Annotated in this window: 25 protein-coding genes, 3 pseudogenes and 1 riboswitch; of the genes and pseudogenes, 7 read left to right on the top strand and 21 right to left on the bottom strand. The window is 33.4% G+C overall.

Features of this window, described 5'->3' with window-relative positions; translation table 11 throughout:
* Positions 1-230: 230 nt before the first annotated feature.
* A complete protein-coding gene (locus AC1DIT_RS18535) occupies positions 231-1388 on the top strand; it encodes a cation:proton antiporter (protein WP_016114186.1) in 1158 nt (385 codons plus the stop codon).
* Between the two features lie 112 nt (positions 1389-1500).
* On the opposite strand, the gene AC1DIT_RS18530 is transcribed toward AC1DIT_RS18535, so the two are convergent.
* The 7 genes from AC1DIT_RS18530 to AC1DIT_RS18500 form a co-directional block, all read right to left on the bottom strand.
* Positions 1501-2856, bottom strand: a complete 1356-nt coding sequence (locus AC1DIT_RS18530) for an aspartate aminotransferase family protein (RefSeq protein WP_016114185.1) — start codon at positions 2854-2856, stop codon at positions 1501-1503.
* 189 nt (positions 2857-3045) lie between these two features.
* Entirely contained in the window at positions 3046-4596 is a 1551-nt protein-coding gene (locus tag AC1DIT_RS18525) for a solute symporter family protein (protein WP_016114184.1), read from the bottom strand.
* A gap of 2 nt (positions 4597-4598) precedes the next feature.
* Positions 4599-4940: a DUF485 domain-containing protein gene (locus AC1DIT_RS18520; protein ID WP_016114183.1), complete on the bottom strand. Its 342-nt coding sequence runs from the start codon at positions 4938-4940 to the stop codon at positions 4599-4601.
* Between the two features lie 192 nt (positions 4941-5132).
* A complete protein-coding gene (locus AC1DIT_RS18515; RefSeq protein WP_016114182.1) occupies positions 5133-5762 on the bottom strand; it encodes a sterol desaturase family protein in 630 nt (209 codons plus the stop codon).
* An 83-nt stretch (positions 5763-5845) separates the two neighbouring features.
* A complete protein-coding gene (locus AC1DIT_RS18510) occupies positions 5846-6139 on the bottom strand; it encodes a hypothetical protein (RefSeq protein WP_016114181.1) in 294 nt (97 codons plus the stop codon).
* Positions 6140-6158: 19 nt separating this feature from the next.
* Positions 6159-6791, bottom strand: coding sequence for a LysE family transporter (locus AC1DIT_RS18505; protein ID WP_016114180.1), 633 nt, complete (start codon positions 6789-6791; stop codon positions 6159-6161).
* Positions 6792-6932: 141 nt separating this feature from the next.
* Entirely contained in the window at positions 6933-7661 is a 729-nt protein-coding gene (locus AC1DIT_RS18500) for a YqcI/YcgG family protein (protein WP_016114179.1), read from the bottom strand.
* Between the two features lie 269 nt (positions 7662-7930).
* Here AC1DIT_RS18500 and cspB point away from each other — a divergent pair, with 269 nt between their 5' ends.
* Positions 7931-8128 carry a cold shock-like protein CspB gene (gene cspB, locus AC1DIT_RS18495; protein ID WP_003196492.1) on the top strand — a complete coding sequence of 66 codons (198 nt, stop codon included), beginning with the start codon at positions 7931-7933 and terminating at the stop codon, positions 8126-8128.
* Positions 8129-8248: 120 nt separating this feature from the next.
* Positions 8249-8497 carry a DUF2564 family protein gene (locus AC1DIT_RS18490; protein WP_003206638.1) on the top strand — a complete coding sequence of 83 codons (249 nt, stop codon included), beginning with the start codon at positions 8249-8251 and terminating at the stop codon, positions 8495-8497.
* A gap of 31 nt (positions 8498-8528) precedes the next feature.
* Here the strand turns inward: AC1DIT_RS18490 and AC1DIT_RS18485 are convergent, their stop codons facing one another.
* Together AC1DIT_RS18485 and AC1DIT_RS18480 are read right to left on the bottom strand one after the other, a co-directional pair.
* On the bottom strand, positions 8529-8705 hold the full coding sequence (locus AC1DIT_RS18485; protein WP_003196489.1) for a zinc-finger domain-containing protein: 177 nt from the start codon (positions 8703-8705) through the stop codon (positions 8529-8531).
* A 12-nt stretch (positions 8706-8717) separates the two neighbouring features.
* Complete coding sequence (locus AC1DIT_RS18480; RefSeq protein WP_016114178.1) at positions 8718-9377, bottom strand: ribonuclease H family protein; 660 nt, start codon at positions 9375-9377, stop codon at positions 8718-8720.
* 887 nt (positions 9378-10264) lie between these two features.
* Between AC1DIT_RS18480 and AC1DIT_RS18475 the strand changes: the two genes are divergently transcribed.
* The 3 genes from AC1DIT_RS18475 to AC1DIT_RS18465 all read left to right on the top strand — a co-directional run bounded on the left by AC1DIT_RS18475 (position 10265) and on the right by AC1DIT_RS18465 (position 12538).
* Positions 10265-11137, top strand: coding sequence for an aldose 1-epimerase family protein (locus AC1DIT_RS18475; protein ID WP_016114177.1), 873 nt, complete (start codon positions 10265-10267; stop codon positions 11135-11137).
* A 95-nt stretch (positions 11138-11232) separates the two neighbouring features.
* Positions 11233-11619: a reverse transcriptase-like protein gene (locus tag AC1DIT_RS18470; protein ID WP_016114176.1), complete on the top strand. Its 387-nt coding sequence runs from the start codon at positions 11233-11235 to the stop codon at positions 11617-11619.
* Between the two features lie 13 nt (positions 11620-11632).
* The gene (locus tag AC1DIT_RS18465) at positions 11633-12538 is read left to right on the top strand and encodes a DMT family transporter (RefSeq protein ID WP_016114175.1); all 906 of its coding nucleotides are present in this window, start codon (positions 11633-11635) and stop codon (positions 12536-12538) included.
* 2 nt (positions 12539-12540) lie between these two features.
* Here AC1DIT_RS18465 and AC1DIT_RS18460 read toward each other — a convergent pair whose 3' ends face one another.
* Positions 12541-12801 (bottom strand): DUF6123 family protein, encoded by a 261-nt coding sequence (locus tag AC1DIT_RS18460; RefSeq protein ID WP_016114174.1) that lies wholly within the window; start codon positions 12799-12801, stop codon positions 12541-12543.
* A 374-nt stretch (positions 12802-13175) separates the two neighbouring features.
* On the opposite strand from AC1DIT_RS18460, the gene AC1DIT_RS18455 reads away from it, so the two are divergent.
* The gene (locus AC1DIT_RS18455) at positions 13176-13736 is read left to right on the top strand and encodes a cysteine hydrolase family protein (protein WP_003196473.1); all 561 of its coding nucleotides are present in this window, start codon (positions 13176-13178) and stop codon (positions 13734-13736) included.
* 50 nt (positions 13737-13786) lie between these two features.
* Here the strand turns inward: AC1DIT_RS18455 and AC1DIT_RS18450 are convergent.
* The 11 genes and pseudogenes from AC1DIT_RS18450 to AC1DIT_RS18400 form a co-directional block, all read right to left on the bottom strand.
* Positions 13787-14281, bottom strand: a pseudogene (locus tag AC1DIT_RS18450) (GNAT family N-acetyltransferase); the annotation flags it as partial.
* A 164-nt stretch (positions 14282-14445) separates the two neighbouring features.
* Positions 14446-15225: pseudogene (locus AC1DIT_RS18445) on the bottom strand (AMP-binding enzyme); the annotation flags it as partial.
* A 39-nt stretch (positions 15226-15264) separates the two neighbouring features.
* Positions 15265-15405, bottom strand: coding sequence for an FbpB family small basic protein (locus AC1DIT_RS18440; protein WP_016114171.1), 141 nt, complete (start codon positions 15403-15405; stop codon positions 15265-15267).
* Positions 15406-15650: 245 nt separating this feature from the next.
* Entirely contained in the window at positions 15651-16517 is an 867-nt protein-coding gene (locus AC1DIT_RS18435; RefSeq protein WP_016132675.1) for a 5'-3' exonuclease, read from the bottom strand.
* 134 nt (positions 16518-16651) lie between these two features.
* A complete protein-coding gene (locus tag AC1DIT_RS18430; protein ID WP_016114169.1) occupies positions 16652-17383 on the bottom strand; it encodes a P-type ATPase actuator domain-containing protein in 732 nt (243 codons plus the stop codon).
* A 394-nt stretch (positions 17384-17777) separates the two neighbouring features.
* Positions 17778-17941, bottom strand: a riboswitch (M-box (ykoK) riboswitch).
* Positions 17942-18057: 116 nt separating this feature from the next.
* A pseudogene (locus tag AC1DIT_RS18425) lies at positions 18058-18171 on the bottom strand (tyrosine-protein phosphatase); the annotation flags it as partial.
* 168 nt (positions 18172-18339) lie between these two features.
* Positions 18340-18585 (bottom strand): hypothetical protein, encoded by a 246-nt coding sequence (locus tag AC1DIT_RS18420; RefSeq protein WP_016114168.1) that lies wholly within the window; start codon positions 18583-18585, stop codon positions 18340-18342.
* A gap of 44 nt (positions 18586-18629) precedes the next feature.
* The gene (locus AC1DIT_RS18415) at positions 18630-18896 is read right to left on the bottom strand and encodes a hypothetical protein (protein ID WP_229161510.1); all 267 of its coding nucleotides are present in this window, start codon (positions 18894-18896) and stop codon (positions 18630-18632) included.
* A gap of 47 nt (positions 18897-18943) precedes the next feature.
* Positions 18944-20257 carry a sensor histidine kinase gene (locus AC1DIT_RS18410; RefSeq protein ID WP_016114166.1) on the bottom strand — a complete coding sequence of 438 codons (1314 nt, stop codon included), beginning with the start codon at positions 20255-20257 and terminating at the stop codon, positions 18944-18946.
* Positions 20254-20967, bottom strand: a complete 714-nt coding sequence (locus AC1DIT_RS18405; protein WP_016114165.1) for a LytR/AlgR family response regulator transcription factor — start codon at positions 20965-20967, stop codon at positions 20254-20256. The genes AC1DIT_RS18410 and AC1DIT_RS18405 overlap by 4 nt, the downstream gene beginning before the upstream one ends.
* A 505-nt stretch (positions 20968-21472) precedes the next feature.
* On the bottom strand, positions 21473-24341 hold a 2869-nt coding region (locus tag AC1DIT_RS18400), incomplete at its 5' end, for a non-ribosomal peptide synthetase (RefSeq protein ID WP_476998341.1).

The following is a 24341-nucleotide window of genomic DNA, read 5'->3' as shown; positions in this document are numbered from 1 at the left end:
TCATTATATAGACATTTATTCCTTATTCAAAATGAATCATCCCCAATGAAAATCTGCCAATTTAACATTGATTTTTCTTGAAATTTATTATATATTTATTACAGGTTCAAATTACAAGTTCAAAAGAACCTGTATAAAGACCTCTTGTTTAATGTGTTTTACATATTAGTACATTAGGCAAACTCCGAGAAATCGTTTAATAAAAACAAAAAATGAAAAGGAGAGATGAGATGGAATTTTTCTTTCAAATTGCGTTAATTTTACTAAGTACCAAAATTGCTGGTGACATTAGTGTGAGATTAGGGCAACCTTCTGTACTCGGGAAATTAATTGTTGGTATTGTAATCGGTCCGGCGGTATTAGGTTTAGTTAACAATTCAGATTTACTCACACAGTTAAGTCAAGTAGGGGTTATTCTCCTTATGTTTATGGCAGGTCTAGAAACAGATTTAAAAGAACTAAATGAAAATCGCAATTCATCCTTAGCTGTTGCTGTTGGCGGTATTATTCTCCCATTTGTAGGTGGTTATATTTCAGGACTAATTATGGGTATGGAACAAGCAAATGCTGTCTTTTTAGGATTACTTCTATGTGCAACAAGTGTTAGTATCTCTGTACAAACACTTCGTGACTTAGGAAAAATGAAGACTCGGGAAAGCACAACAATGTTGGGAGCAGCTGTATTTGATGATATTCTTGTTGTTATTTTACTAGCATTTGCCATGAGTTTCTTAGGCTCAGGTGATGTGAGCTTAACAATGATTATTTTGAAAAAGGTTGTTTTCTTCCTTTCTATCATCCTAATCGGTTGGAAAGGTGTTCCAATGATTATGCGTTGGTTATCACCACTGCGCGTATCAGAGTCTATAATTAGTGCGGCTCTTATCATTTGTTTCGCTTTTGCATATTTCGGTGAACTATTAGGAATCGCAGGCATTATCGGAGCATTTGCAGCAGGTATTGCTATCTCTCAAACAGATTACAAACATGAAGTAGAAAAGAAAGTAGAACCAATCGCTTATGCAATGTTCGTTCCTATCTTCTTTGTAAGCATTGGTATGAATATTACGTTTGCAGGCATTGGAGATAAAGTATGGTTTATCTTGGCTTTAACTGTAATTGCTGTATTAACAAAACTGATTGGTTGTGGTTTCGGAGCGCGCATGACAGGATTTGATTTACAATCATCTACAATCATTGGGGCCGGAATGGTTTCACGCGGTGAAGTTGCTCTTATCATTGCAGGACAGGGGCTTACTTCTGGACTACTAGCACAAGATTACTTTACAGCAATTGTAATTGTTGTTATTTTAACAACAATGATTACACCACCAATGTTAAAATATTCTTTCGGTGTAAAAGATAAGCAATTAAAACAAAGTGCATAGTAGCTATATAGAGTACTAGTTTCATAATATAAAAAACGAGATGATTCTCTTCAAAAGACAATCATCTCATTTTTTATTGAGCCTATCCTATTCGGCTCGCTTTTCTATCCCTTTATTCAATACGTTCCATTGCTGTCTTCAATGTCCCGACAACAAAAGCAATTTCATCACTTGAAATAATAAGAGGTGGCGCTAACGTTAAAACATTATTATAGCCTGCTGTTGTCATTCCGTTACGTCCAATGATTAATCCTTTTTCTTTACAAGCATTCACTACACTGGCAATTTTATCATTATCAATTGGTTCTTTTGTTCCTTTGTCATTTACCAGCTCAATGCCAACTAGCAACCCTTTCCCTCTAATATCTCCAACAAGTGGATGATCATCTCCTATTTCTTCTTTTAATTGCTCTAATAAAAGCGATCCCATTTGTGCAGAACGCTCAATTAAATTTTCGTTTTCCATAATTTCTAAGTTTTTAAGTGCTAACGCACAAGCAGCTGGATTCCCGCCAAACGTGTTAATATGACGGAAAAATTCATATTCTCCCTTTCCTTTAAATGCTTCATAAATCTCTTTCTTCACTGCTGTTGCTGATAACGGTAAGTATGCACTTGTAATCCCTTTTGCCATTGTAATGATATCAGGCTTTACATCATAATTCATAAAACCAAACGCTTTTCCTGTACGACCGAAACCACAAATTACTTCGTCACTAATTAGCAATGCACCATGTTTTTGACACGTCTCATGAACAGCTTTCATATAATCTTGCGGGGGCATCAAAATTCCTCCGCCTGTAATAATTGGTTCCATAATCAATCCAGCTATCGTTTCACTTAGTTCCCACGTCATAACACGATCAATTTCTTTCACACACTCTACATCATAAATATCTTGTGACGCAATCTCTGGCATCCGGTAACAATCTGGTGGCGTAACATGTAAAAAACCAGAAGCAAACGGCTCATACTGATACCTCCGCTGTGCCTGTCCTGTCGCTGCCATCGTCGCCATTGTATTTCCATGATAACCACGATAACGTGACATAAATTTATAACGGTGCGGCTCACCCTTATATGCATAATATTGACGAGCAATTTTAAATGCTGTTTCATTCGCTTCCGATCCACTATTAGAGAAGAAAATAACGTACTCTCCTCCCAGCCATTCATTTAACTTTTCAGCAAGCTGAATTGCAGGTTCATGAGATTGTGACATTGGAAAATATGATAGTTTTTGCAATTGCGCGTACGCTGCTTCAGCAAGCTCTTTTCTTCCATATCCACTATTCACACACCAAAGCCCACTCATCCCATCCAAGTACCGTTTCCCCTCTATATCTTCTACCCAGCATCCTTCTGCTTTTGCCCCAACCATTGTACTATTTGGACTAAAAGGACGCATTCCATGCCACACATACTTTTCATCCTTTGCTAATAATGCATCTGATTGTTTCGTTTTCATCATACATTCCACCTTCCAAAACAACTTATATTTTTCCAAGCTGTACTGGCCCATGATGAGGTAAAACTTTCCCCTATTTATTTTCATTCCACATGAACAAAACAAATCCTACCAACTGCCGAGTAATATTTTCAAGCAAAATGACAAAACAAAAGAGCTCTCCAAGCAACTGGAAAGCTCTCTTTCTTCTTAATGCGCAGACACGTCACTAACCCCATGACCTGTGTTAGATTTGACAAGGATTTCATCGAACTTTGCTGCATCTTCTTTCTTACTTGAAAAGATTGTCCCTAAATACGCTGCTAAAAATCCAAGTGGAATAGAAATAATTCCAGGTGTTGTATAAGGGAATAATGCTTTTCCAACAAAGATTGCTTTCCCAGCTTCAGGATTCCAAACATTCGGGCTTAGTACCACTAATACGATAGCTGATACTAACCCAACAACCATTCCACAAATTGCTCCTGTTGTATTAAAGCGTTTCCAATAAATCGTAAACAAAATCACTGGTAAATTAGCACTTGCAGCAACCGCAAATGCTAACGACACTAGAAACGCAACATTTAACGTTTGAGCAAATAAAGCTAAAATAATAGATAGTACTGCCACACCAATTGATGCATAGCGTGCCATGGACACCTGCTCTTTTTCTGTTGATTTGCCTCGGCGAATAATTTCATTATAGAAATCATGTGCGAAAGCTGAAGCGGCTGTTAAAACTAAACCAGCGACAACTGCTAAAATCGTCGCAAATGCAATTGCAGAAACAAATGCAAATAAGAAATCTCCTCCAAGTGCTTTTGCTAATAAAGGTGCTGCCATATTACCAGCTGGATTTGCCTGAATAATTGCAGCATTTCCTACAAATGCAGCTGCACCAAACCCTAAGAAAATCGTCATAATATAAAATGCACCAATTAACCACGTTGCATATACAACAGACTGACGTGCTGTTTTCGCGTCACGAACAGTGAAAAAGCGAACAAGAATATGAGGTAAACCAGCTGTCCCTAAAACAAGACCTAAATTTAAAGAAATCGTATCTAATCCATTCTTATATTTCACACCTGGATTTAAAAATGCCTCTTTTAGAGGTGTTGCCGTTTTCATCTGCGCGAACATTTCTGTCACGCTAAAATTAAATTTTGCAAATACAATTACTGAAATAATAAATGTTCCTGCCATTAGCAAAACTGCTTTTACAATTTGCACCCAACTCGTCGCTGTCATACCTCCGAAAATTACATACACTGTCATTAACGTTCCAACAATTAAAACGGCTGTCGTATATTCAATTCCTAATAATAATTTAATAAGTGCTCCTGCTCCCACAAGCTGTGCAATCATATAGAAAATTGAAATCGTCATCGTATTTAAAGCTGCAACTCCGCGCACCTTTCTCGCATCAAAACGTGCTGCAATCATATCAGCTAATGTATATTTCCCTAAGTTTCTAAGCGGTTCAGCAACAAGATATAATACAACTAAATAGGCAACAAGAAAGCCTATGCTATAAAAGAAACCATCAAATCCAGTTAATGCGATTGCCCCTGCAATCCCTAAAAAAGAAGCAGCTGACATATAATCTCCCGCAATGGCCAAACCATTTTGCCACCCAGTTAAGCCTCCTCCTGCCGTATAAAACTCGCTCGCATTTTTCGTCTTTTTCGATGCAAAATATGTAATGACGAGCGTACCAAGAACGATAATCAAAAATAGTGCAAACGCCGTTACGTTCAAATTTATCCCCTCCCTTTTTGTATATCTTGAAGAATTTTTTGTGAAGTCTTATCGAACGATTCCGCTTTTTTGCTATACATCATACATAACGACCACGTCATAACAAATTGTGCGAAAGCAAAGATCCACGCCCATGTAACATCTCCAAACGCTGGTGTATTCAACACTTTTGAATAAGAAGTCAAAAGCGGCAGAGCAATAAAAAAGCTTAAAAAGAAAATGCTCATCGGAACAATAAATTTCCGCTTCTTTTCTAACAATGCTTGAAATTCCGCTGACTGGACGACTTCTGTATAATTCACCTCACTTTGTAACTTGCGTGCTGAACTATCATCTCGTTTCATTTCCCCTGTCCCCTCTCCCTCATTCTTTAAATCAAGTTCCCCCTCACAAACAGAAAACTAAATTTTATAAATATTCAGAAACTTACATTTATTTTAGACAATCTTTGCTTCTCTGCACAGATTTTTCGATAGACATTTTTCGTCATATTTCCCCAATTTTTTAATATATTTTTTTAAAATAAAAAGAAGTGCTCATCGCACCACTTTCTTGTCCTTCTCTTTTTCTAAGTTACGTGCCGTCCTACTTAATTCAACATCTTTTCCGTTTTTATAAGTTCCAAATAAGAAATCATAAACTGGATTCGACACACCAAACCAATAATTTTCATTTTTATAATGATGCAAAATATGTTGTTTTTTTAGCCATCTACCAAAACCAGTCAAAGGACGGATTGGTCTATGAGCTATATAATGTTTCCATTCATAGACGAGCAACATGATAATCATCCCAATTCCAAATGAAAATGTAATCGTTATATTACTTGTAAGTCCATACAGAATGAACAAATAAATTGCAAATCCTGTCATGCTATACCATACTGGTAAAAATAATAGCTTTAAATCATCCGGGTACACATGGTGATCATAATGTAATCTCTTTAACATTTTTAGTAAAAATGGATTTTTAGGAGGTTTCATATGAAATAAAAACCGATGTGTTATATACTCATTGATTGTATAAAAAACGATTCCCGCAAGACATGATAGAATCGCCACCCCTGTAAATAATTGCATTTTCAAAATAATGATAAACAATATAAATACTCCAAACACAATCATAATATCATGTTGGAAAAAGAACTCCTTCATCACCCTTTTCATTCATCCTATCCCCTTTCTTAGAAAAAACAGCCCTAACATATCGTTACGACTGTTTTCATTCTATCTATCTTATTCTCTTTTACTCACAAATTTGCTTGCTGTTCTATTGTAGAGAAAAAATTCTGTGAACCAAATATATTTTGTTTCGGTATAATATGTTCAACTGCAAAGACAGTGACTTCACCTCTCTGTACTTCTCCAATAATCAGTCCCAGCATTGCATGATTTACAGCAAATGTTGGCTGCTTTGTTTGAAGTAGTCTTTCAACAGTTTGAAGAACGGCCTCATATAAAGGGTCCCTATCCGTTACTTCTTTTCGGATTTTTGGTGCTAATGTAATGATAATTTCTTTTCCATTAACTGTGGTTCGATACATAAAAATCTCCCCTTCAATCTTATATGAACAACTGTAAAGCTTTATACGCAAAATGAATCGAATACCCGACTAAGATAAAACCAGCTCCCGCTGTAATATAACCGAGCGCCTTTGGCTTAAGCAATGTGCGTCCAAAATGAACAGAAAAGGCAATATTTAAATTCCATAAAATAATGCCACCAATTATGCAAAGACTATATAAAAAGGCCTCTTGTTTTGTTACTTTCGTGAGCAGTGAACTAAGCGTACTCCCATATACACCAAACCAAAAGACAAGATTTAACGGATTAGATACCGCAATTAAAAATCCTGCCATAAAGGATTGACGAAGTCCACCTACCTCTTCTTGTTTATATTCCATATTTGAATGTAAAATTCCTTGTTTTACACTTTGAAATCCTAAATAAAACAATAAGAAAAAACCTATACAATACATAAATGCTTGTACATATGTATACATAAATACAGAAGATAATCCAAAGTAAATAAGCAACATAAATAAAATATCTGCACTCATGCCTCCTATCCCAACAAGCCAAGCATGCCAAAACCCACGTTCAATCCCTCTTTTTAACATTTCAATATTAATTGGCCCTACTGGTGCCGCTAATGAAATTCCTAGTATAAATTGCTGTATAATTGCTCCAAACATCGCTCTATCCTTTCTATATCGTTTTACTATTAGCTAATGTAAATAGTACTAAAAATAGACTAGCTTTTATAAAAAATATACATATATAAAATGCCCTTTTTTATCCAAAACATGCAAAAAAGCCATCCTTAATGATGGCTTTCATTTTAGTACTTTATGATGAAATGGACATTTCCCTTCGATTGGTTCGATGTCATCTCCAATAAAATATTGTTTCCATTCCTGATGATTTGGATCACCATAGTGACTAATATTGGGATGTTTCGGCAGCCGATCCCACTTTTCCACTCGTTCTCTAACCGTTTGTCTGGAATATGCCCCTTTCGGTCGATCTCCTTCTAATCCATCAAATATGATCCGTGGCTGAAATCCTATAATGAGCGAATTTCCTAAATGCCTCGTTTTTCTCTGTTTATAGGCAGGAGCATTCCCAAATGCAAACATCGGCTCACCACCAAATGAAAATTCCCATAAGTAATGATCTGGATTTTTTGGAATTTGCTCTGGCCATGGCTTTTCATCCTTTTCATGTAAATATTGTAGCACTCTCCAAAAGTACGTGCGGTAATATTCGAGCGATCTCTCTTCACACTCTGGCTCAACAAAAAGAAAAAAACCTCTTCTTACAACTGGTCGCTCATTCATTAACTGTAAAAAAGAAAACAGAGTCTTGGGTAAATGACTCCAATCATCCTGAGATAAAAACGAGTAACGAAGTTCATTTTTCTTTAAGGCCGTTAAGCCAAAATAGCACGGAAAAGTTGGCTCTAATACAACATTAGAAAAATTCTCAAATTCTTTTGAAACCCAACTTGGTATATCACCCCTAGTTTTAATTTCTTGATTATCTAACAAATAAGACTTACTCATTCTCTCACCTCATTATGTACAGCATTCATTTAAGCATATTAAGAATAAAAGTTGTCCTATACCATTTTAAAAACTTGTGTGAAAAATTATTTAAAAATACAAAAAGATAAAACCGCTTACTTGACTAAAATCTACCATTTCGTGTATATTTAAAATATCATTTAGCAGAATATTCGATAATATAGCATTTTCAGTTTTATGAATTCGCAAATATTTCAAATAAAATTCACTAAATGAAAAAGGAATCGTTTTTTAGGAGGAATTGTAACATGCAAGGAAAAGTAAAATGGTTTAACAACGAAAAAGGTTTTGGATTTATCGAAATTGAAGGTGCTGACGATGTATTCGTACATTTCACAGCTATTCAAGGCGAAGGCTACAAAGCTTTAGAAGAAGGTCAAGAAGTATCTTTCGACATCGTTGAAGGAAACCGTGGACCACAAGCTGCTAACGTAGTAAAACTTTAATCCAACATATAACAGGAGGTTACCTTATTTGGTAACCTCCTTTGTTATTCCTTTGTATATTTCCTTTTTACAGAGTAAAAACTATGTGAAATGTGACAGAATACAAAGGAGGAATCGACAATGGGTTCACATGTAAATGATTTTGAAGAAGTAAAATTCCGCGTAGAAACAGCACAAAAAATGGTAGGTTCTGCAACAATTACAATGGATCCTGAATCACTGCAGCACGCGACAACTGCAGTAGAATCTGCACGCTCTCAGCTTGAAACAATGAAATCTGTTGCAACAGATTTAGACGAGCCTTTCTTAATGAATGAAGAAAAAAAACTAAGCCTATGCGAACACCAATTGAAAGAAGCTAAGCATTAAAAAAACATCCAKAGCTACCTCTGGATGTTTTTTATGATAATTGATTGCCATATTCTTTTAACTTCGCTCCCACTGTGCATTGCCGAATACAAAAAGAATGGGCATAGTACTTACTTTGTGTTTTTCTATAGTGTTCTTGTAAAAAACATCCTTCACAATACGTCTCTAATAAATCATTTACCTCTATAATGAGCTGCTTCTTATTCACCAGTGCACCTCTCTATTCTGTTACTTCCTTATGACTATCGATCGGTGTCCCTTCCAATGCTTGCGCGGCCAATTGATGTGCTTCTTTATTTTGTTTTCTTGTTACTGGCTCACAGACAAGCTTCAATTTCATTTGCTTTGCTTTTTGTTCAATTTGATCTAAATAGTGATTCAAATGTTCATCATAGCATGGCCACTGTCCAGCTAATTGCTGAAGTACGACTTGAGAATCACCATAAAGCGTAACTGATTCATATTTGATTCCTAATTCTTCCAATACATCCATTCCATATAATAACGCTGCATACTCTGCCTCATTATTATCATATATACCTTCTATGTAAGCATTTCGACGAACACGATACACTTTTTTCCCTTTTTTATAGTACACGCATATTCCAAGTCCCGCCTCTTTCGTTTCGATGTCATACCCTCCATCAAAGTAAATGCGAATTTCTTGCGGATCTTCTTCCACTTGTTTACTCAATTTTTTCATTTCTTTCAGCGTCCATTCCGCGCCCATTTCATCGTAAAATACGAGTTCTTTTACTCTTCCCGTTTTCTCAAAATCCACTGCAAATTGGAGAGCTTCTTCTATACTCATATAATCTGTTATTAATTCTGTTTGAAGACCATGTTTTGTTTTATACAACCAATTCATTTTATACTTCATACTATTTTCCCCTTATATAAGACTTCATATTTTTATTTTATTATATTTTACCAAGAGTCACAGTATTATATGCGAATGAATCAAATCATATTGTAAGTAACTACCATTATCTGAACTTAACTTAGACTGCTCTCCTAACTCACAAGAAAGAGGAGAGTCTGTATGATTAGAGGGGCTTCATCCTCCATCAAAGTCCTTTGAACTCCTCAAAATTTTGAGATAAAGTGAAACTTCCATCAGTGGGGTTTTTCTTCCTCCTCCACTGATGGTTAACCAATCGGGCTTTTACGAGCAGTTATCCCCCGCCTATCTTCCTCATTTCTCTCTGGATCTTGAGGTAGGGATCTTACTGTCCGTTAATGCGGGATAAAATGAAACTTTAATCAGTCCTCACAAATCGGGATAAAGCGATTACTTATAGAAATACTAACTTAAATTTAGCCCTTATCCTCTTCGAAAACAAAAAAGAAAATTCAGTCACGTGTTATAGTAATGAAAAAACTATCAATTCTAACATCACAATCATTAAAGTTCCTAATCCAACAAATGCAATTTTTTTCTGAATCTCGGTTTCTTTACTGCTATTAAATATACTGAGAGAACTTACTTATATACAAATAAAGAGGCTACCCAATCCTTTCGATTTGGTTCAGCCTCTTTATTTATTACATCACCTTTTCAAATTGCACTCGTTTATTAATCCAATACATAACAGGCATACCTTTACGTGGGATGATGGTTTCGAACCACGTGATTCGTTTTTAAACAACAATTTTATACTGTACGCAATAGCAAACCATTCGTCAATAGATTCCTACCATCCACTACCCTTTTTCTTATAGACCACGTATAATACAGGATATGAAAGATTTAGGAGGTTTCACTTCATGACAGCAACAATTCAAAATGAAAAAGTGATCGTTTCCATCTCTGAAAAAGGTGCAGAGTTACAAAGCGTCCGCTTAAAAGAAGATAACACAGAATATATGTGGCAAGGTGATCCTAACTATTGGGGGCGCCGTGCACCAATTTTATTCCCAATTGTTGGTAGGTTAGTGAGCGATACATATTATGTAGATGGTAAACCGTATTCATTAACACAACATGGTTTCGCCCGTGACCTTACATTTTCAGTAACAGAACAAAGTGAAACAAAGATTACATATGCAGCCACTAGTAATCAAGAAACTTTACAAAAATATCCGTACGAGTTTGAGTTACGTGTTTCTTATGAACTAGACGAGCAAAATATACATATTACTTATGAAGTTATCAACCCTACTTCAAAAGAAATGTTCTTTTCTATCGGAGCACATCCAGGCTTCAATTGTCCTTTAGTAGAAGGTGAATCATTTACAGATTACCATTTATCATTTAATGGCCCTGAATATTTAGAAACAAGCGTTCTAGAAGGACCATTTCTTTCACAAGAAAAACAACTAATGGTTGAAAACAAGGCAGAATTACCACTTACATACGATTTATTCAAAAATGATGCCCTTATTTTTGAAAATATGAATACAAATGAAATTTCCATTCGCTCTCATAAACATAATAAGTTTGTAAAAGTAGCATTTGAAAGTTTCCCATTCGTTGGTGTGTGGACACCAGGAAATGACGCTCCTTTCTTATGTATCGAACCGTGGTATGGAATTGCTGATGAGGTAGAAGCAGCTAAAGATTTCAAAGAGAAAAAAGGCGTACAGTCCTTACAAGCAAATGAAACGTTTACATGTCGCTACAGCATTACAATTGGATAAAGTGCATTTTTCATATTCTATCCCCCGCCCCTAGAGATTTTTAGGCGGGGTGATTACTATCAGCTAACGCTATATAATAATGGAGGTATTCAATTTTGATTGAAGTATATATTGATGGTGCATCAAAGGGAAATCCAGGCCCTTCTGGCGCTGGAATTTTTATTAAAGGTGTGCAGCCACCTGTGCAATTATCACTGCCACTTGGAATCATGTCCAACCATGAAGCTGAATATCATGCATTACTGACCGCATTAAAATATTGCATGGAACATAATTATAGCATTGTATCTTTTCGCACAGATTCACAGCTTGTTGAACGTGCTGTAGAAAAAGAATATGCAAAAAACAAAACGTATGCACCACTTTTAGAAGAAGCACTAGCGTACATCAAAAGCTTTGATCTTTTCTTTATAAAGTGGATTCCAAGTAGTCAAAACAAAGTTGCCGATGAATTAGCAAGAAAAGCCATTTTACAAAATTAATGGGGGTTTTAGTGTGAAAAAAGGATGGATTGCTCCTCTCGCTTTATTATTTGTCTCCTTTATTTGGGGAGCCACATTTGTTGTCGTTCAAAATGCAATGTCATTTGTTGGGCCATTTACTTTTAATGGTGTTCGCTTTTTATTTGCTGGAATCATTTTATTATTTGTCCAATTTATATTCTCGAAAAAAACTTCAAAACAAGAAGTTCAACATAGTAGCATTGCTGGTTTAATTATCGGATTTTTCTTATTTATCGGTTATTTATTACAAACATTTGGATTACTCTATACCACTTCTTCTAAAGCAGGATTTCTAACTGGACTCAGCATTGTTATGGTTCCGATTCTTTCATTTATCTTTTTAAAACAAAGAGTTACACCTTTTATCATACTTGGCATTACTGCTGCAACAGCAGGCTTATATTTACTAACCGCTGGTGATTCTTTTCAATTGAATATTGGTGATATACTTGTTCTCGGCTGTGCAATTGCTTTTGCAGCCCATATTCTCATTAACGGAGTCTTTTCTAAAAAAATATCCCCTTTATTATTAAGTACAGCTCAAGTATTATCCGTTGGAATTTTCTCTTCTATCTGTGCTTTTTTATTCGAGGACTGGAAAAAGTTATTTTCAATCTCTTTATGGACGAATTCTGCTTTTTTATTTGCTCTACTTGCAACATCCGTGTTCGCAACATCCATCGCTTTTTTTATTCAAACAGCTGCGCAAAAACATACCTCTCCAACGAGAGTTGCCATTATTTTTGCAATGGAACCTGTCTTTGCTGCATTAACAGGTGTTCTTGTCGCAAACGAACAGCTTTCTATTCCTTCAGTACTTGGTTGCCTTTGTATTTTCTTAGGCATGATCTTCGTTGAACTTCCTTCAAAAGCAAAAAAAGAAGCGCAGGCTGCGTGAAGTTACGCTTGTAACGTCCGCATAAAAGCCTTTGCGCTTTTTTTATCGGTAATTTTCTCTTCCTTCAAACGCTCTAATAAAGCGATAAAATAACTACCATCAAACTGTAATTGATGTTTAATTGTTGCTTCAATCGCTGCATTCACAAGCCCATCAGATGCACCCGTATATCCTTGACCAAACCTAATAAACCCTTGTGCATCCTCTGATAATTTAAATCCTTTTGTGTGTAAGAATGAAAGATAATCTTGTACCGTTTGCATGCTGTTCCCACCTACCAAAAAATTCTCCACTTCCTATCATACATGTTTTTAGGCTTTATGAGAATGACTTTTCCTTGACAATCTCTCTTAGATTTCTTGATTTCCTAAAAGATAAAAACAACACTAATTACTTCACTAATTTTCACTTTCTCTCCTTGGTTATATTGTAAGGTATTACATGATGTGAAGATCAATAAAGAAAATGAAATAATTCCCTTATATAAAAAGGATTCATCTACAGCATCACGAAATAAATAAAGTGTGACTTTAATCAACGGGAATTTTCTTTATTCCGTACCTGTCTCTCTATCTATATTCTAAACATCGAGACAAACTTATTACCTACAAATCACGAAATAAAAAGGAGAAATATAATGAAACAAGCTCTATTAATTATTGATGCTCAACAAGAACTTATTGATGGAAACGAGCAAGAATCTGCAGTATTTCATAAAGAGCAATTATTAACGAACATAAATATAGCCATTCAAAAAGCAATTCAATCCAATGCTCTTATTATTTTCGTCAGAGATACTGATGTTGCTTCTGGTATGGGGAAAGGATTTCAAGTACATGAGGAACTCAGAATTCCGCATGCAGCACAAATCATAGACAAACAAGCCACCAATTCATTTTATAACACCTCTTTACATGCCATTTTAAAAGAGAAAGAAATTGGTCATCTCGTTATAGGCGGCTGCAAAACCGAGCATTGTATTGATACTGCCGTTAGAACAGCAACTGTACAGGGATTTGATGTCACTTTAATTAAAAATGGGCATTCCACGAATGATTCTACGATTTTATCAGCCAAAAAAATTATTGAACATCATAATAAAACACTACATGGCCATTATAATGTCGATCATTTTTCTGTTGTTAGAGATGTCGAAGAAGATCTATTTTCCCCTATTCATAATCAATATCGAGAATAGAAAAATCACATTTATAAATTAAAAAGATTCCTTTTTTAAAAGGAATCTTTTTAATTTATAAATATCTGTGCAGCAATTCCATATAATTCACCATTTCTTTTCAAAAATTGAGTGCTGTTTTTCAACATAATTGGCGGTTGATTTACCTTTTGAAATCCAACTGTCTCGAGCACTGTCATAAAAAATTCTTTTCCTTCTAGTACATCAATTCTAAGTCTTCCTTTATAATCTTTTGCCAAATGATGAACAATTGTAGTTGCGATATGATCATTCAGCGCGACAATTGGTCCTATAATTCTATTTTCTGGAGTTTGTACGCTCATTCCATATCCCACAATATAATTTTCTTTGTCTTTTACAACTATACATTGCTCAGATTGTTCAATTCTTCTCTGTATAAAATTACTTCTATTTACCCCGAAAGCGGCTTCATCTAACTTCACAATCCCATTACTATCTCCCTTATCATAATCCATAAAAATATGTTGCTCATTTCTATCGTAATCTTTAGGAATTACATACTGATTACATATATACTTTGAAACTTTAATCAGTGGGGGTTTTCTTCATCCACCACTGATTATTAGCCCTCACCAATCGTTTTTTTTACGGGCAGCCCGATCCCCACCTACCTTCCTCGTTTTTCTTTGAATCTTGAGGTGGAGATCTTACTGCCCACGAATAGCAGGATAAATAAGGAAGAACTCTATTATTCTTGCTTATTGATAATTTGTGCTAAATCCATAAAAAAGCTTAATGATTCAGGATTGACCATGGAACCTTGATTGACTACCTTTTCTGCTGGAAACCCTAATAGAATTTTTCGAATTGGAACTTCTAATTTCTTTCCACTCAATGTTTTTGGAATTTGCTCTACTACGTAAACTTCATCAGGGACAAATCGGGGTGAAACCTTTTGTTTTATTTCAGCTTTTATTGCTTCTTTTAGATCATTACTCATATTCACTCCAGGTTTTAACACAACGAATAGCGGCATAAATGATTTACGTCCAAGGAGCTCTAAATCTACTACTAAACTCTCCATAATGGCATCCAGGGACTCAACTATACGATAGATTTCGCTCGTCCCTAGACGTACACCTAGCCGATTGATCGTAGAGTCTGATCGCCCGAAGATAACACAGCTCCCTTTATCATCAAATTTGATCCAATCACCATGTCGCCAAATCCCTGGATACATCTCAAAATAACTTTCAAGATAACGCTTATTATTGTCATCTCCCCATAAATATATAGGCATAGATGGCATTGGAGAAGTTATAACCAACTCTCCAACTTCATTAGTAATCGAATTCCCTTCATCATCAAATGATTGTACGTTTGCACCTAAAGAACGAGTTTGTATTTCACCTGCGTAAACAGGCAATATAGGAGAGCCACCAACAAATGCAGTACATACATCCGTTCCTCCACTGGTCGAAACAAGCCATACATCTGTTTTCACATTTTCAAATAAAATCCCTTCAGAGTTATAAATGAAGGGATCTCACAGAAAATTTCATCTTATTCAATTACTGGATAGACGATACGATACATGCCTTTTTTCAATTTTTTCCTCTATTTCTCTTAAATTCTCTTTATCACTTAATAATAATTGTTTATTCTCTATCAATAATTGTTTAAAGGATTTTCTTATTTTTTTTCGCATGTTTTTTCCTCCTTCATGATTACAAATAAATTATCAAAGGATCATTTATATAAAAGATAAGTAATTATCTGTGTAGTCTTATAATAAAAGATTCGTGTGAAATCTATTTGAATTCCAAATGAAAACTAAGTATTTTTTCTGATAACTTTATCGATTAAAAGAAATCACATAAAAAATAACGCCTAATCAAAATATATTTGATCAGACGTTATCTATAGTTGTAAGCAATCTCCCTAGCATTGCTTTTACAGCATATTTATAAATATTTCAGGTCTTCCCCAGTTCATTTGGTCGCAAACAAATCGTACTTTCTCTTCATCAATTGTATGCAGTCCTTCTTCTAGCAAGCATGAAATCGGAACTTCACAATGAATTTGTGCTAATTGTAATGATATGTTTAAATTCTCCAAATCATTTTCAATTTTTGTACGCTGTGCTTTTGTTAATGCCACTATATTTTCTAATACTGCCGCTACGGTTCCGTGTTCTTGAATTAGTTTATACGCTGTCTTTTCGCCAATTCCTTTTACACCTGGATAATTATCACTCGTGTCCCCCATAAACGCTTTTGCATGAACGATTTGCCAAGGTTCTACACCCTTTTCTTCCCTAATCTTCTCTGGCGTATAATACTCATAGTTTCCAATACCCTTACGAAGAAGCATTACCGTAACATTTGTATCAACAAGCTGTAATAAATCTGTATCACCTGTTAAAATATATACTTCTGCCTCACTAGCGTATTCTTTTGCCAACGTACCAATACAGTCATCAGCCTCATAGCCTTTCAGTCCAATTACAGGAATAGATAACTTCGATGTCATCTCTTGCACGAGATCAAATTGCGGAATCAATTCTTCTGGTGGTGCTGCACGATTTGCTTTATAGTTTGAGAAAGATTCTGTTCGGAATGTCGTACTTCCCATATCCCAGCACGTTACAATATGCGTCGGTTCAATCGCTTGCGCCGCTGTTAATAAATGTTTCATATAACCATGAATCCCGTTTGTTGGGGTACCATCTTGTCGTTTCATAAATTGGCCGTAAACACTTGTTGCGTAAAAAGCACGAAATAATAGTGCCATGCCATCAACTAACAATACTTTTTTCATAATTCCTCTCCTACTAACAAAAAATAATAACCTCACGTTATCACGTAAGGTTATATAAATAGATTACCATTCTACGTTTCTGTTCAACTTTATCTATTATACAATGTTTTCATATATTTAGCACCATTAACAGCTCAAGATGTTTGGCTACAGCATGTATGAAGCAATCCAGAATACGTGTTTTTACCTGTTGAAACGACCACAGCCTTCGCAGTTCCGTTTACAATATGTGTACCTTTAAAACATACATTTTCAAGTTGAAGTGGATTGTAGTCTTTCATACGTTTTAATGGAATAAAACGTTTGCGTTCAAGGTGATAACAGCTTTCAAATTTCTCTACATTTATTTCTTTCCCTGTTAACACCGATTCATTTACTAGCAAATCTTCCGCATAAACAATACGTACATCAGCTGGAACTGTATCACCTGCTGAAAGAAAAACCATATCCCCTGGAACTAGCTCCTCAACTGGAAGTTTCATTATTCTTGATTCACTATTCATACCTACATTTGTACATCCTTCTACTCTAGAAACGGTAACCGTCACAATCTCACACTGATTTTCATTATGAACACGTTGCTTTACAAATCCAGGAATCATTTCGCCTAATTTCATCATTACATCCGAAAGAATTGCTCGCTTTGAAGATAATTCATTTTTTCCGTACACGTGAATACGTTTCTGTGCTTCTTTAATAGAAAGACCATCTCTTGTTGTTTTAAAATAAGCAAATACAGATTTCACATCTCTCGTTGCAATTTCAATTAACAAGTCTCTATTTTGTTTTAACATAGATTGTTCTTTCATTATTTTTTTACTTTGTTTATAAGAAGTGTTACCCACAAGTTTGTTTACATATAACATATTATCGTCTCCTCCTTTATAACATAGGAAGAAACGCTTTGTTTCTCAATTTATCTCACTTTAACAATGGATATTCCTAAACTCAGTTAAAGTGTCTATGCTCAACTCATAATTATTTCAGCACATAACTATAAGCTGACCGCTATTTTAGTGATAAATTATAGAGGGAGGAACAAGTCGTTTCCTGCCTACATCATATATTTTTGTTTTGCAGTATATGGGTAACGGAACCGAGTCAGAATTTGACATGCTCCTCACCTCCTCTTTCATTTTTTAGTCAGTATTTATACTATGGAAATGGTCATAGTTTGTTAATAAAAAGACCTCTACTCATAAGCGAGTAAAGGTCATTACATACATAAATAAGCGATTCCTAATAAACATAGAAATCTGCGAACCTCTCCCTCGCCGAGTTTTAGCACTGTATAGCATAGGTACGTTACCAGCTACATTAAGAAAAACCTTAATTCGATCATTCCTGTTGACCCATTGGCGTCTCTCGACATTTTTGGGCAGTAGCATTTCTCTATACAGGAGCCTCACCTAACAGAGACTTATTTTTTTATTATATAAAAAATGTTACTCCTATTTAAAATAGATGTCAACACCTTGGATTCAAACTTTTCCTTATTACAACAAGTATTTCCTAGAAAATGAATCGAATAGAAGCACGCCTATTCTAGTACTAATTGTTTAAGATTTTGTATGCTTCTCTTCTCAAGATTACACGCTTGGAGAAAGTAGGTTTCAATATCTCCATACATTTCTACAATTTCATGATAAACCTCATCTAAATATTCACATCACACTTCTAGCATTGGCTTGATCCGCTCTGGTGAAGCTTAAAATAAACTCAATCACAGATTAAGAAAAACATTTCTCCCCATCTGTAACTCTCTTTAAAGTGTTATTTATTTTCATATTTATTTCGATATACAGCTTCATATTAGGCTCTACTATGTTGTCTTGAAGTAACTTGATATTAGGAATTCATACACTCTTGAACCAGTAGTTAGCCCAAATCTTCTTTTAACTTTTGGGCTAACTACTACAACTAAGTCACCATTAGATCCAGTTGACTCAAAACTTTGGTTATTTGGTCCAAATTTATTTAGTTTTGACGAAACTATAATATAAGCATCTATAGGGCCAATCCCTTTTTTGACTGCTTCTCCCGACACAAAAAATGTTTTCACATCCATATATAAAATATCTCTTCTTGGTAACTGGCTACAATCTATCTCATTTAGAAATCATTTTCGAACCACTTTACATGCTGCTTTTCTTCAACGTTCCTTGCATTTGATTCTTTAATAGTTATGGTTCCTTCATTGGAAAGTATAAAAATTAGTTCTTCAAAAAAAACAACAATTAGACCTTCGATGCTAGAAGACATTTCTGCCACGCGAGTTTTAACATTTCTACAATAACTTTTGGACTCTGTTCTTCTTTTGGTGCAAACGTTATTCTTTTTATCTGGAGATAAAGCTTCGATATGTTCTAAAAGAAACATACCTTTCCCCTTCATCATCCCTCTGTCAGGGTATTAACGTAAATTCATTAATTTGGCCCATCAATATCTGACAAAGATATTACTACATCAAATGACTTGTGTGTATATTCATACCTAATATATCCTTCATACTTATTTACTATAGATACTACACTTTTCAAACCCCATCCATGAAATTTTTTATCTTCCTTAGTTGTTAAGAAATGATTATTTAAAAGCTTTGGCTCAATCAAAATACTGTTTTCTATTTTCAAAAAAATCATTTCATTAATTTTTTTCATTGTAATCTTTATCCACCGTTCGTCAAACCGATCAATATGTTGACATGCTTCAATCGCATTATCAATAAGATTAGACAGTACAGCTACAATGTCATTATCAGCTATTTTCAATTCTTGGGGAATTTCTACCTCAATAGTATTTTTAATTTTTTCTTCCTTCATCATTTCCATTTTATTGTTAATTACAAAATCTACAATGGTATTGTTAGTAAAAATATTTCGTCCATAATTACTCAATATTGGTTTTGATATATTATTAATATAATCCAACGCTTTTTCACTTTTATCGTCTTTAATTAATTTATACAAAGTTGTCATATGATTATTTAAATCATGATAAGTTTTAGCATTATTTTCATAAAGTTCACGCATTTTAATGAAGTCTTCTTGTAATATCTTATTTTTGAACTCGATTATTTTCTTTTCTTCTTCTTTTTCATAATTAGTGAAAAATAATACAATTAAAAATAATGTTAATATTCCAAAAATGATGAATGCAATCCAACTTGATACGATAACTTGATTCACATAAACAAATGATTTTTTTGTAACAAAATAAGATATAAAAAAACCTAAAATAGCAATCAATAAGAAACGTTTATACTTTTTAAAAATAGTGTTCACATCAAATTTCCTTGAAATAATTTTATAAAAAAGATATAAAATTATTATTTCTATAATCCTGATTATATAAATAACAATTACGTAGTCCATTGATTGATTACGTGCATCCCAATTATTATCATTTAGTGCATTCGTAATAACTAACGCGATGCTATTGCAAAATAATATTGCAGAAAAATAAAAAGACACAAGAGAAAATATAAATTTCATTTTAGTACTATATAAAATTATTGAAGTAACTGTAAAATAAATAATACAAAATAGAAGCGTTAGTAAATCCGGTAATCCCACCATATTCAGAATGTAAATAATTAATGATAAAAGAACAGAGAAACAAATTTCATATATAGTTGTTTGTTTATTATTAAATCTAATTGGAAATAATAAATTTAATACTCTGTAACCTATTATAATTGAAAAAATTGAAGTTAAATAATCTAAATTCCAAAATATCACAACAAATTTTCTCCCCAAAACATATGAATTTTAGACTTTAATTCATTAATATGATTTCTACTTACTGATAAAATTTCATTATTTTTTAAAACAGCCATATTATCTTGGATCTTCATTACATACAATATATTAACAATAATCCCCTTATCAATGTAAAAAAATTCTTTACAATCAATTTCTGAAAAAACTGCAGCTAAAGGCTTTCTTACCTTAATTGAATCATCTTCAGTGACAAAAACTGAATTTTTCCCATCCTTATATAGATATAAAACACTATTCAGAGGTATTTTATGAAATCTCGTTTTAGTTTGAATAGTATAACATTTTTTATTTTCTAAATTTATCATTTTAATAGCATCTTTAATAGCTAGAGGCAATTTTTCCTCCATTCTATCTTTTGGAATATACCGAAAAATATTCAATTCATAAGAATCAATAGCGAATTCTAAATGTGATGTTATAAAAATAATTAATGAATTTTTATTTTTCCTCCTTATAATCTTTGCTATTTCTATTCCAGTTATGTCCGGCATCTCTATATCTAGAAGTATTAAATCAAACATCTTGTCTTCCAAAGTAAATAAGAAAGAATCTCCAGAAATAAATGTGGTTATTTCAGAAATGACACCTTCTTTAATAAGTATAGATTTTAATAAATTAAGTTCTTGATTTAGAATATTTTCGTTATCATCTACAATACTAATATTCATACTATCTCCTCTTTTGAATTTATTAAATATAACAAGTTTATAAAGTTTAATTATATTCTATATTCAAATTATACCAAACTGAATTTTTTATATCAATTTTAACAAAAAATGAAATGTATGGAATTAGTATAGTTATATGAACACAACTAAGTTAAGTCAGTAAAATGCGCTTACATAGGAGTCTCCGTAATAAAACAATGATGGTCGAGTCGTATCGTTTTAGAGGACCGGTAAAAGAGTTAATTAGTGAATACGGCGGGAAGAGCTAGCACTTAGGATTACTTAAAAACTTAACTGTTTAGTATACAAGGTATTGACGTAGATCCAATCAAAAAAATATGCATTTTTATTTAACTTCATTTCAAACAAAAAAATCGTCCAAAGACGATTTTTTTGTAATAGTTCATACGCTAAAATATGCTTCTGTTGAATAGCCTAAACAGTAATCAATTTAAAAATAAAATACTTTGCTATTAAATCCTCCCATCAATTCGTTAAAAAAATTTTATACTTCATCAGTAAAAGAAGATAATGAGACATAATAGTCTTCCTCGTTTTCTTCTCCAACACTTAATCTTTCAGCTACTTTTTCAACAGTTTCTAATTGAAATAACTCTTGCAATGTAATACGAATTTTAGTTTTCATCTCTATCATATTAACTAATCGAATTGCTTTAAGTGAATTTCCACCCATTTCAATAAAACTATCTTTCATGCTAAGATGACAAATGTTTAATACGTCTTGGAAAATATCAAATGTAATTTGTTCCCATTCATTTCTAGGTAGTACATTTTGTTCATTCCTTTTAAATTCCGGTACTGGTAATTCTTTGAAGTTAACTTTTCCATTAACGGTTACTGGTAATTCTTTAAGACGAATGAAATATTGTGGAATCATGTATTCTGGTAACTCATCTCGAAGAAAATTCTTAATTTCTTCCTCATTTATTTCTTCATCTTGAATTAAATAAGCACATAAATAATCAAAACCATTATCATTTCTTAGTAAAATTGTTGCATTCTGTATATTGTTTAATTTTTTTAATCTATTTTCAATTTCTTCCAATTCTATTCTGAAACCATTTAATTTAACTTGTTTATCAATCCTTCCTAAATAAATTAAATTGCCCTCATTATCCCATTTTACTAAATCACCAGTTTTATAGAATCTTTCACCATTGACATCTTTATCAATTACAAATTTTTCTTCACTCATTTTATGGTTATTTAAATATCCCTGGGCTAATCCCGGTCCCCCGATATATAGTTCTCCTGGAACACCTATTCCACAAATCATATTATCAGATTTAACTATTGCCGATGTGTTAGTAATAGGTTTTCCAATTGGTATTTTTTTATCGAAATTCATACTACTATCAATTTGATAGAATAAGGAAAATGTAGTCGCTTCGGTCGGACCATATACATTGTATAATTTTAGAGATTCCTGTTTATTTTCCATTAATCGACTTACATGTTTATTAGAAGTAGCTTCTCCGCCAAAATAAAGCTGATTTAACGAATTAAATACAGTTGGTTCAATTTCTATATATTGATTAAATAACGCGGTTGTGACGAACATTGTATTTATTTTTTTTGACAATATATTTTCTTTAAGCAATTCAATATTAGATAAAACCTCTTTATCAGCAATATGCACATACCCACCATTTAATAAAGGACCCCAAATTTCGAAATGAGATGCATCAAATGACAATGAACCTGTCTGAAGTATTGAAATATCAGAAAAATCTGTGTAATTCACATCTTTTACTAACCTAATTATACTTTTATGTTCTATCAGAGTTCCTTTAGGATGGCCTGTTGTCCCAGAAGTGTAAATTACACAAGCTATATCAGTTGGATTAATATCTACTGACTGGTATACGTTTTTCTCGAGCACTGTATAGTCTAGTTTATTTGTATTGATCATTAAAACTGAATCATCAATAAAATCAGCTAATTTATCATTCTGAACTAAAACAATCTTTAGTCTACTATCACTGATGAGATAATTGATTCTATTTGGAGGATAATCTGGATCGATTGGTAAATATGCATAACCGGCTTTTAAAATGGCTAACATTGAAACCACTGTATATATATTTCTTTCAACAACCACTCCAATATAGTTATTACCTTCTTCTGAATTATTCAGTAAACTGTTAGCTAACTGATTTGCTCGTTGCTCTAGTTCTAAATATGTCATTTCATTAAAATCATCACTCAATACAATTTTATCAGGTGCCATCCTAACTTGTTGTTCAAACAATTGAAGAATAGTATGTTGAACATTAGAAATTTCGTTACATTTACTAAACGAATCTATAACTTGTTTGATTTCATCGTTAGATGAAATTTGAATATTTAATATTGGTATAGCTGGATCTTGAAGTACTTGTTCTACAATATTTAACAATTGAGAGAGTAATTTTTTTGATGTATTTTCATCGTAACAATTAGAATTAGTCAACAGTTGTAATTCTAATTGTTCATTCTGATAACCTACTAAAGTCATATCATAATTAGTTTGCTCTCTATTAGTTTCTAAATCAAATTTCAATTTATTATCTGCTTCCTTCTCTGCTTTATAATAATTCTCGAAAACAACTACAGATTTCACTAAATCTTTCCCTAAGTTAGTACATTCTGTTTGAATTTCAGCTAATGAATAGTGATCATATTCATTACTTGAAATGGCTTGTTTTTGTATTTTCTTAAGCAAATCATTAAATTTTGTCTGCTGCTCGTTAACTACTCGGACAGGAATAGTATTTATGAAAAGCCCAATTGTAGATTCAATATTATTTATCTCAACATCTCTTCCTGAAACAACTTTTCCAAAAACTACATCTTTTTGTCCTATATGTTTTTGAAGTAATACTCCCCACGTAGTTTCAAGGAATGTATTCATTGTAACACCAGTGCTGCGACAAAGTTTTTCTAGTTGTGCCATCGTTTCTTTGCTAAGTGATGTTTCAGAAATAATGATTTCTCCTGATTCTAACTCGCAATTAGAGTTTATTTCAATTTGAGCATTTTCATCATATCCTTCTAATACTTCTGACCAATATTTAATTCCTTCTTCTTTCTCAGTGAACCTAATAGTTCGAATATATTCTTCATAGTCATAACGACTATGAAGTTCTTTACTGATTTCACAATCTAAAATACCTGATTCTAACTGAGAATAGAATTGACTTAAGTCATTCATTAAAATGGACATACACCAGCCATCCATAATGATATGATGGAAACTAATCACCAATTGAGATGGTTCATTTTCTAAGTGAATTAAAGCTACACGAATTAAACTATCGTTTTCTAAGTCAAAACCTCTTCGAACATCTGCTTTTAAGAAGGTGTCTTTTTCC

This window comes from Bacillus sp. 05T22, assembly GCF_056396765.1.
The sequence above is the reverse complement of the archived record's forward strand: the minus strand, read 5'-3'. Positions and strand labels throughout refer to the sequence as shown.

Excerpts from the sequence above, each read along its gene's own strand:
- AC1DIT_RS18535 (WP_016114186.1), top strand. The coding sequence starts at position 231 with ATGGAATTTTTCTTTCAAATTGCGTTAATTTTACTAAGTACCAAAATT.
- AC1DIT_RS18530 (WP_016114185.1), bottom strand. The coding sequence starts at position 2,856 with ATGAAAACGAAACAATCAGATGCATTATTAGCAAAGGATGAAAAGTAT.
- AC1DIT_RS18520 (WP_016114183.1), bottom strand. The coding sequence starts at position 4,940 with ATGAAACGAGATGATAGTTCAGCACGCAAGTTACAAAGTGAGGTGAAT.
- AC1DIT_RS18515 (WP_016114182.1), bottom strand. The coding sequence starts at position 5,762 with ATGAAAAGGGTGATGAAGGAGTTCTTTTTCCAACATGATATTATGATT.
- AC1DIT_RS18510 (WP_016114181.1), bottom strand. The coding sequence starts at position 6,139 with ATGTATCGAACCACAGTTAATGGAAAAGAAATTATCATTACATTAGCA.
- AC1DIT_RS18505 (WP_016114180.1), bottom strand. The coding sequence starts at position 6,791 with ATGTTTGGAGCAATTATACAGCAATTTATACTAGGAATTTCATTAGCG.
- AC1DIT_RS18500 (WP_016114179.1), bottom strand. The coding sequence starts at position 7,661 with ATGAGTAAGTCTTATTTGTTAGATAATCAAGAAATTAAAACTAGGGGT.
- cspB (WP_003196492.1), top strand. The coding sequence starts at position 7,931 with ATGCAAGGAAAAGTAAAATGGTTTAACAACGAAAAAGGTTTTGGATTT.
- AC1DIT_RS18490 (WP_003206638.1), top strand. The coding sequence starts at position 8,249 with ATGGGTTCACATGTAAATGATTTTGAAGAAGTAAAATTCCGCGTAGAA.
- AC1DIT_RS18480 (WP_016114178.1), bottom strand. The coding sequence starts at position 9,377 with ATGAAGTATAAAATGAATTGGTTGTATAAAACAAAACATGGTCTTCAA.
- AC1DIT_RS18475 (WP_016114177.1), top strand. The coding sequence starts at position 10,265 with ATGACAGCAACAATTCAAAATGAAAAAGTGATCGTTTCCATCTCTGAA.
- AC1DIT_RS18460 (WP_016114174.1), bottom strand. The coding sequence starts at position 12,801 with ATGCAAACGGTACAAGATTATCTTTCATTCTTACACACAAAAGGATTT.
- AC1DIT_RS18455 (WP_003196473.1), top strand. The coding sequence starts at position 13,176 with ATGAAACAAGCTCTATTAATTATTGATGCTCAACAAGAACTTATTGAT.
- AC1DIT_RS18440 (WP_016114171.1), bottom strand. The coding sequence starts at position 15,405 with ATGCGAAAAAAAATAAGAAAATCCTTTAAACAATTATTGATAGAGAAT.
- AC1DIT_RS18435 (WP_016132675.1), bottom strand. The coding sequence starts at position 16,517 with ATGAAAAAAGTATTGTTAGTTGATGGCATGGCACTATTATTTCGTGCT.
- AC1DIT_RS18430 (WP_016114169.1), bottom strand. The coding sequence starts at position 17,383 with ATGTTATATGTAAACAAACTTGTGGGTAACACTTCTTATAAACAAAGT.
- AC1DIT_RS18420 (WP_016114168.1), bottom strand. The coding sequence starts at position 18,585 with ATGGATGTGAAAACATTTTTTGTGTCGGGAGAAGCAGTCAAAAAAGGG.
- AC1DIT_RS18415 (WP_229161510.1), bottom strand. The coding sequence starts at position 18,896 with ATGTTTCTTTTAGAACATATCGAAGCTTTATCTCCAGATAAAAAGAAT.
- AC1DIT_RS18405 (WP_016114165.1), bottom strand. The coding sequence starts at position 20,967 with ATGAATATTAGTATTGTAGATGATAACGAAAATATTCTAAATCAAGAA.